Annotated in this window: 5 protein-coding genes; 2 read left to right on the top strand and 3 right to left on the bottom strand. The window is 71.0% G+C overall.

What is annotated here, in order from left to right:
* Positions 1 to 215 (top strand): hypothetical protein (locus M4J07_RS46030; protein ID WP_255983031.1); only part of this gene is annotated, 215 nt, incomplete at its 5' end.
* 122 nt (positions 216 to 337) lie between these two features.
* Here the strand turns inward: M4J07_RS46030 and M4J07_RS46025 are convergent.
* The 3 genes from M4J07_RS46025 to leuS all read right to left on the bottom strand — a co-directional run bounded on the left by M4J07_RS46025 (position 338) and on the right by leuS (position 5,003).
* Positions 338 to 1,186, bottom strand: coding sequence for a DegV family protein (locus tag M4J07_RS46025; RefSeq protein WP_255983029.1), 849 nt, complete (start codon positions 1,184 to 1,186; stop codon positions 338 to 340).
* A gap of 84 nt (positions 1,187 to 1,270) precedes the next feature.
* Positions 1,271 to 1,942 carry a hypothetical protein gene (locus tag M4J07_RS46020; protein ID WP_255983027.1) on the bottom strand — a complete coding sequence of 224 codons (672 nt, stop codon included), beginning with the start codon at positions 1,940 to 1,942 and terminating at the stop codon, positions 1,271 to 1,273.
* A 148-nt stretch (positions 1,943 to 2,090) separates the two neighbouring features.
* Positions 2,091 to 5,003, bottom strand: a complete 2,913-nt coding sequence (leuS, locus tag M4J07_RS46015) for a leucine--tRNA ligase (protein WP_255983025.1) — start codon at positions 5,001 to 5,003, stop codon at positions 2,091 to 2,093.
* A gap of 473 nt (positions 5,004 to 5,476) precedes the next feature.
* On the opposite strand from leuS, the gene M4J07_RS46010 reads away from it, so the two are divergent.
* On the top strand, positions 5,477 to 6,356 hold an 880-nt coding region (locus M4J07_RS46010), incomplete at its 3' end, for a cytochrome b/b6 domain-containing protein (protein WP_255983023.1).

Raw genomic sequence — 6,356 nt, 5'->3', positions numbered from 1 at the left:
GGCCGGTCGTGGTCGTACCGGCCCGGCGGCGCGAACAACGCTTCCGCGCGCAGCCGCGTCTCCTCCGCCACGACACGTCGGCGCCGCATGTGCCGCCGGGCGACGCCCCGTCGGTGCTGCCGGTGCTGCCGCTGCTGCTCGTGCTGTCGTGCGCGGCTGTCGGAAGCGGGGCCGCGCCCCGGCCCGCTGGTTGCCTGTGCTGTCCGAGACAGTGATCGAAGTGCCATGTCACGAGACGGTAGGCACTCCGGCACAAGCCAGTGGATCTTGGTCAATTCCCGGGGACAACCCACCAGTTGTGGATAACTCCGTCACCCACAACGGCGAACGGCAGGGACTACGACCGCGGCGAGACCACGGCCCCGAGCAACCCGGGCCCGGTGTGCGCCCCGATCACCGCCCCCACCTCACTGACGTGCAGCTCGGCCAGCCCCGGCACCCGCTCGCGCAGCCAGCCCGCGAGCGCGTCCGCCCGCTCGGGCGCGGCGAGGTGGTGGACGGCGATGTCCACCTGTCCGTGGCCCGCGCTCTCGGCGACGATCTCCTGCAACCGCGCGATCGCCTTCGACGCCGTGCGGACCTTCTCCAGGAGTTCGATGCGGCCGCCGTCGAGCTGCAGCAGCGGCTTGACCGCGAGGGCGGAGCCGAGCAGCGCCTGTGCGGCACCGATCCGCCCGCCGCGCCGCAGATAGTCCAGGGTGTCCACGTAGAAGAAGGCCGTGGTGCCGGCGGCCCGCTTCTCCGCCGCGTTCACCGCCTCGTCGACGGTGCCGCCCGCGTCGACCGTCTCGGCGGCCGCCAGCGCGCAGAAGCCGAGGGCCATGGCCACCATGCCGGTGTCCACGACGCGCACCGGGACCGGCGCCTCGCGCGCGGCCATGACCGCGGCGTCGTACGTCCCGGAGAGTTCGGACGACAGGTGCAGGGAGACGATGCTGGTGGCGCCGGACTCGGCGATCCTGCGGTACGTCTCGGCGAACCGCTCGGGACTGGGTCTCGACGTCGTCACCGGCTGCCGCTTCTGCAGGGCCTCGGCGAGCGAGCGGGCGGAGATCTCCGTGCCCTCCTCGAGCGCCCGGCCCCCCAGCACCACGGTCACCGGTACCGCTGTGATGTCGTGGCGTTCCATCGTCCGCTGCGGCAGGTAGGCCGTTGAATCGGTGACGATCGCGACATGGCGGGACATGCACCGGAGATTACCCGCCGTGGCCCGTGGACGGCAGCCCGGCCCCCGCCGCCCGGCCGGTGACCGACGTCTGTCGGCCAAGGATCAAGTGGTGCTCTCGGGACGGGGTTTCTTCTGCCACGGATACACCGGTCGCACACCTGGTGGAGTGATCGCGGGCCGGGCGGGCTCCTGCGCGGACCCCGGCCTCGGCGTCTCCTGCACGGGGTCGGTCTCCGTCGTCCAGTGCCGCAGCGCCCCCGCCTCCAGGTCGATCTGCAGGCTCAGGGAGTCCAGGTCGTCGCCCGCGAACCGGGTGGCCCGGTCCCTGGCCGCGTGCCGCAGCGCGTCGGCGGAGTTCGTGATCTGCTCCGTGCGGGCCCGCAGCTCGGGCAGCAGGCCCTGCACGTGGGCCTTGTCGGGCTCGGTCTCCAGCCGCTTCAGCTCCCCGTCCAGCTCGTGCCCGTGCGCGCTCAGCCGCGCGAACAGGTCGATGGACTCCTTGAGCGTGGGGTCGTCGCTCACGCGCGCGTGCAACGCGTCCTGGGTGGCCCGCATGGAGGTGCGCAGCTTCAGGCGCAGCTGTGCCAGCTCGCTGGCCGTGCCCGGCTGGAAGCTCTTCGCCCGCAGCGTCGTGTCCTCCACGGTCCTGCGGGCCTGCGCGACCGTACGGTCCACGCCGCGCTTGGCGGCACCGACGGCCTTCACCGTCGCGTACGCGCCGAGCGCCAGGAACGCGATGAAGATCAGCGCCACGATCACCAGCACAGCTTCCACGGCGCTCCTCCGATTTCGTCCGTCTGCCCCGTCGTCCCGCCCTCTCCACCGTAAACGGAGCGGGCAGGCCGAGGGTTCCAGCGGAACCCCCAACCTGCCCGTAGGGAACAACCCCGAGTGCCTTACGCAGGCACGATGTTCACGGCGGTCACGCCGGAACGATGTTCACCAGCTTCGGCGCCCGCACGATCACCTTGCGGATGCCGGCGCCGTCCAGCGCGGCGACGACCTTCTCGTCGGCCAGGGCGACCTTCTCCAGCTCCTCGTCCGAGATCGACGGGGAGACCTCCAGGCGGGCCTTGACCTTGCCCTTGATCTGCACGACGCAGGTCACGGCCTCGTCCACGACGTACTGCGGGTCGGCGACCGGGAAGTCCTGGTGGACGACCGAGTCGGCGTGGCCCAGCTTGCGCCACAGCTCCTCGGCGACGTGCGGGGCCAGCGGCGCGATCAGCAGCACCAGGCGCTCGGCGACGGGCCGCGGCAGCGCACCGCCCGCGTACGACTTGACCAGGTGGTTGTTCAGCTCGGTGACCTTGGCGATGGCGGTGTTGAAGCGCATGCCCTCCAGGTCGCCGCGCACTCCGTCGATCGCCTTGTGCAGGGCGCGCAGCGTGGCCTCGTCGACGTCGGCCTCGGGCACGTCGGCGACGGTGACCTCACCGGTCGCCTCGTCGACAATGTTGCGCCACAGGCGCTGCAGCAGGCGGAACTGGCCGACCACCGCGCGCGTGTCCCACGGCCGCGACACGTCCAGCGGACCCATCGCCATCTCGTACAGGCGCAGCGTGTCCGCGCCGTACTCCTCGCAGATCTCGTCCGGCGTGACGGCGTTCTTCAGGGACTTGCCCATCTTGCCCAGCAGCCGGGAGACCTTCTCGCCTTCGTAGAAGTAGGCGCCGTCGCGCTCCTCCACCTCGGCGGCCGGTACGGCGATGCCGCGCGCGTCCCGGTAGACGTAGGCCTGGATCATGCCCTGGTTGAACAGCTTGTGGAACGGCTCGGCCGACGAGACGTGGCCCAGGTCGAACAGCACCTTCGACCAGAAGCGCGCGTACAGCAGGTGCAGCACGGCGTGCTCGGCGCCGCCCACGTACAGGTCGACGCCGCCGGTGGGCATGCCCTCGCGGGGGCCCATCCAGTACTGCTCGACGGCCGGGTCGACCAGCTTCTCGTCGTTGTGCGGGTCCAGGTAGCGCAGCTCGTACCAGCAGGAGCCCGCCCAGTTGGGCATGGTGTTGGTCTCGCGGCGGTACTTGCGCGGACCGCGGCCGTCGCCCAGGTCCAGGGTCACGTTGACCCAGTCCTCGTTGCGCGACAGCGGCGTCTCGGGCTCGGTGTCGGCGTCCTCCGGGTCGAAGGTGCGCGGGGTGTAGTCGTCGACCTCCGGCAGCTCCAGGGGCAGCATCGACTCGGGCAGCGAGTGGGCGATGCCGTCCTCGTCGTAGACGATCGGGAAGGGCTCGCCCCAGTAGCGCTGGCGGCTGAACAGCCAGTCGCGCAGCCGGAAGTTGACCGTGCCGTGGCCGATGCCCTTGCGCTCCAGCCACTCGGTCATCCGGGCCTTGGCGTCGGCGACGCCCAGTCCGTCCAGGGAGACGTCGTCGCCCGAGGAGTTGACCAGCTTCGCCTCGGCGGCGACGAACGCGTCGTCCCACGTCGACGGGTCGGTGCCGCGGTCGTCCGACGGCTCGACGACGCAGCGCATCGGCAGCTCGAAGGCGCGCGCGAACGCGAAGTCGCGGGAGTCGTGGGCCGGGACGGCCATGATCGCGCCGGTGCCGTAGCCCATCAGCACGTAGTCGGCGATGAAGACGGGGACCTTCTCGCCGCTGACCGGGTTGGTGGCGTACGCGCCGGTGAAGACGCCGGTCTTGTCCTTGGCCTCGGCCTGACGCTCGACGTCGGACTTGGAGGCGGCCTGCTTGCGGTACGCGGCGACGGCCTCGGCGGGGGTGGCGTGACCGCCCGTCCACACGTCATGGGTGCCCTCGGGCCAGGCGGCCGGGGTGATCTGCTCGACCAGGTCGTGCTCGGGGGCCAGCACCATGTAGGTGGCGCCGAACAGGGTGTCCTGGCGGGTCGAGAAGACCGTGATGACGTCGTCGGAGGAGTCGAAGCCGAAGTCGATCCGGGCGCCCACGGAGCGGCCGATCCAGTTGCGCTGCTGCAGCTTGATCGCCTCGGGCCAGTCCAGGCCGTCCAGGTCGTCCAGCAGGCGGTCCGCGTAGGCGGTGATGCGCATGTTCCACTGGCGCAGCTTCGCCTTGAAGACGGGGAAGTTTCCGCGCTCGGAGCGGCCGTCGGCGGTGACCTCCTCGTTGGCCAGCACGGTGCCCAGGCCCGGCGCCCAGTTCACGGGCGCGTCGGAGGCGTACGCCAGGCGGTACTCGCCCAGGACGTCGGCCCGCTCGGCCTCGCTCAGCGCGCTCCAGGAGCCGCCGCCGGGAACGGCGCGCTCACCGGTCTCGAACTGCTGGACCAGGTCGGCGATCGGACGGGCCTTCTTCAGGTCCTCGTCGTACCAGGAGTTGAAGATCTGCAGGAAGATCCACTGCGTCCACTTGTAGTACTCCGGGTCGATCGTGGCGAACGACCGGCGCTTGTCGTGGCCCAGGCCCAGGCCGCGCAGCTGCGCCTTCATGTTCTCCATGTTGGCCTCGGTCGACGTGCGCGGGTGGGTGCCCGTCTGCACGGCGTACTGCTCGGCCGGCAGGCCGAACGCGTCGAAGCCCAGGGTGTGCAGCACGTTGTGCCCGGTCATGCGCTGGAAGCGCGCGAAGACGTCCGTGGCGATGTAGCCCAGCGGGTGACCGACGTGCAGGCCCGCGCCCGAGGGGTACGGGAACATGTCCATGATGAACTTCTTGGGGCGGGCGGCGACCGCCCTGTCCGCCTCGGTGTCCCCCGCCAGGTCACCGGTCGGGTTGGGCGCCTCGTAGGTGCCGTGCTCGTCCCAGAAGTCCTGCCAGCGTGCCTCGATGTCGGCGGCCATGGCCGCCGTATAGCGGTGCGGCGCGACCGCCGCCTCGGAAGCGGCGGCGTTATTCGTCTCGCTCATGATCCTCAAAGCTCCATCGATCGTCTCTGCCAGCGGCCCGTGCTTAGGAAATGAAAAAGCCCCTCGCACAGGAGGGGACGCCGCGCCGATTCCGACCACACGCTCTGGGGCGGGTCGGGACTGATCAGCGCGGCTCACTAAGCAGAAGGCGTACGGCACGCATGGCGTCAGGGTACCGCAGGCCCCGCGCGAGCCGCGACGGAGTTCCCCGCGCCCCACCGAGGGCCAAGGGTTACTCCGCGTACCGACCGCTATCGGGGCAACACAAATACCGGGCCACCTCTAGATAACGGCGAGATAACTCAAACCTCGTACTGGCTGGTATGCATCGACCTAGAGTGCGGCTGTGGGTCCACTGTGCCGAACCTTTCGGAGTCGCCCCCATGAACCCTCGAACCCCTCACACACTGAACTCCCCTCGTTCACCCGGGAGTTCACGCACCACCGGTAGCAGCCGCCGCGCGACAACGGGGGTGTTGAGCGCGGCGGTCCTCCTGCTCGTACCCCTGGTCGTGGTCACGGGGAGCGACGCCTTCAGAGCGGCGCTCGACTTCACCACGGGTGTGCTCTCGCTGGTCTCCCTCACGGCGTCCGTCGTGTGGGGCCTGGTGGCCTCCGACCGGCTCTTCCTGACCTCCCGGCAGCGGCTGCTCTCCCAGGCCGTCCACCGGTCCACCGCGGTCGCCTCGCTGGGCTTCCTGCTGCTGCACGTCAGCGTGAAGCTGGCGCTCGCGCACGTCACCGTCATCGGGGCGCTGATCCCCTTCGGCATGGGCGTCACCGGCAGCGACGGCCTGATCGGCCTGGGCGTGCTCGCCGGCCTCCTGATGGTGGCCACGGGCATCACCGGCGCGCTGCGCAGCTCCATGGCCTCCCCGGCCCGGCTCGCCACCCGCTGGCGCGCGACGCACATGCTCGCCTACCCGGCCTGGTGCCTGGCCCTGATGCACGGCCTGTACGCGGGCCGGGCGCCGAAGGCGTACGTGCTGGTCCTGTACTGCCTGTGCCTGGCCGCGGTGGCCGGCGCGGTGGGCCTGCGGGCGGCGCCACGGCCCTTCAAGGTCAAGGTGGCGGCGCGGATCCTCGCCTTCCTGGACCGCGGCCCGGCCGTACCGCGCGACGTGGCCGCCCAGCCGCTGCCCGCCACCGAGCCACCGGTCCGGCGCGCACCCGCGCCCACCCCGGCGCCCGCACCGACCGGCGTCGGATTCGCGGCCGCCTACCGCGCCGTCGGCTCCTCCCCCCGTACGGAGGCGCCGACCGAGTCGCTCCGGTACATGGAGTCCGAGTCGCTCCCGTACGTGGAGTCCACTCCCTACGAGGAACCCGTCGAGTCGGCGCCCACCCAGCGCT

The organism is Streptomyces longispororuber, assembly GCF_024448165.1.
GTDB lineage: Bacteria > Actinomycetota > Actinomycetes > Streptomycetales > Streptomycetaceae > Streptomyces > Streptomyces longispororuber_A.
Note: the sequence above shows the minus strand (reverse complement) of the source record. Positions and strands in the feature narration are given on the sequence as shown.

Coding starts and splice junctions, on each gene's coding strand:
- M4J07_RS46025 (WP_255983029.1), bottom strand. CDS start 1,186: ATGTCCCGCCATGTCGCGATCGTCACCGATTCAACGGCCTACCTGCCG.
- leuS (WP_255983025.1), bottom strand. CDS start 5,003: ATGAGCGAGACGAATAACGCCGCCGCTTCCGAGGCGGCGGTCGCGCCG.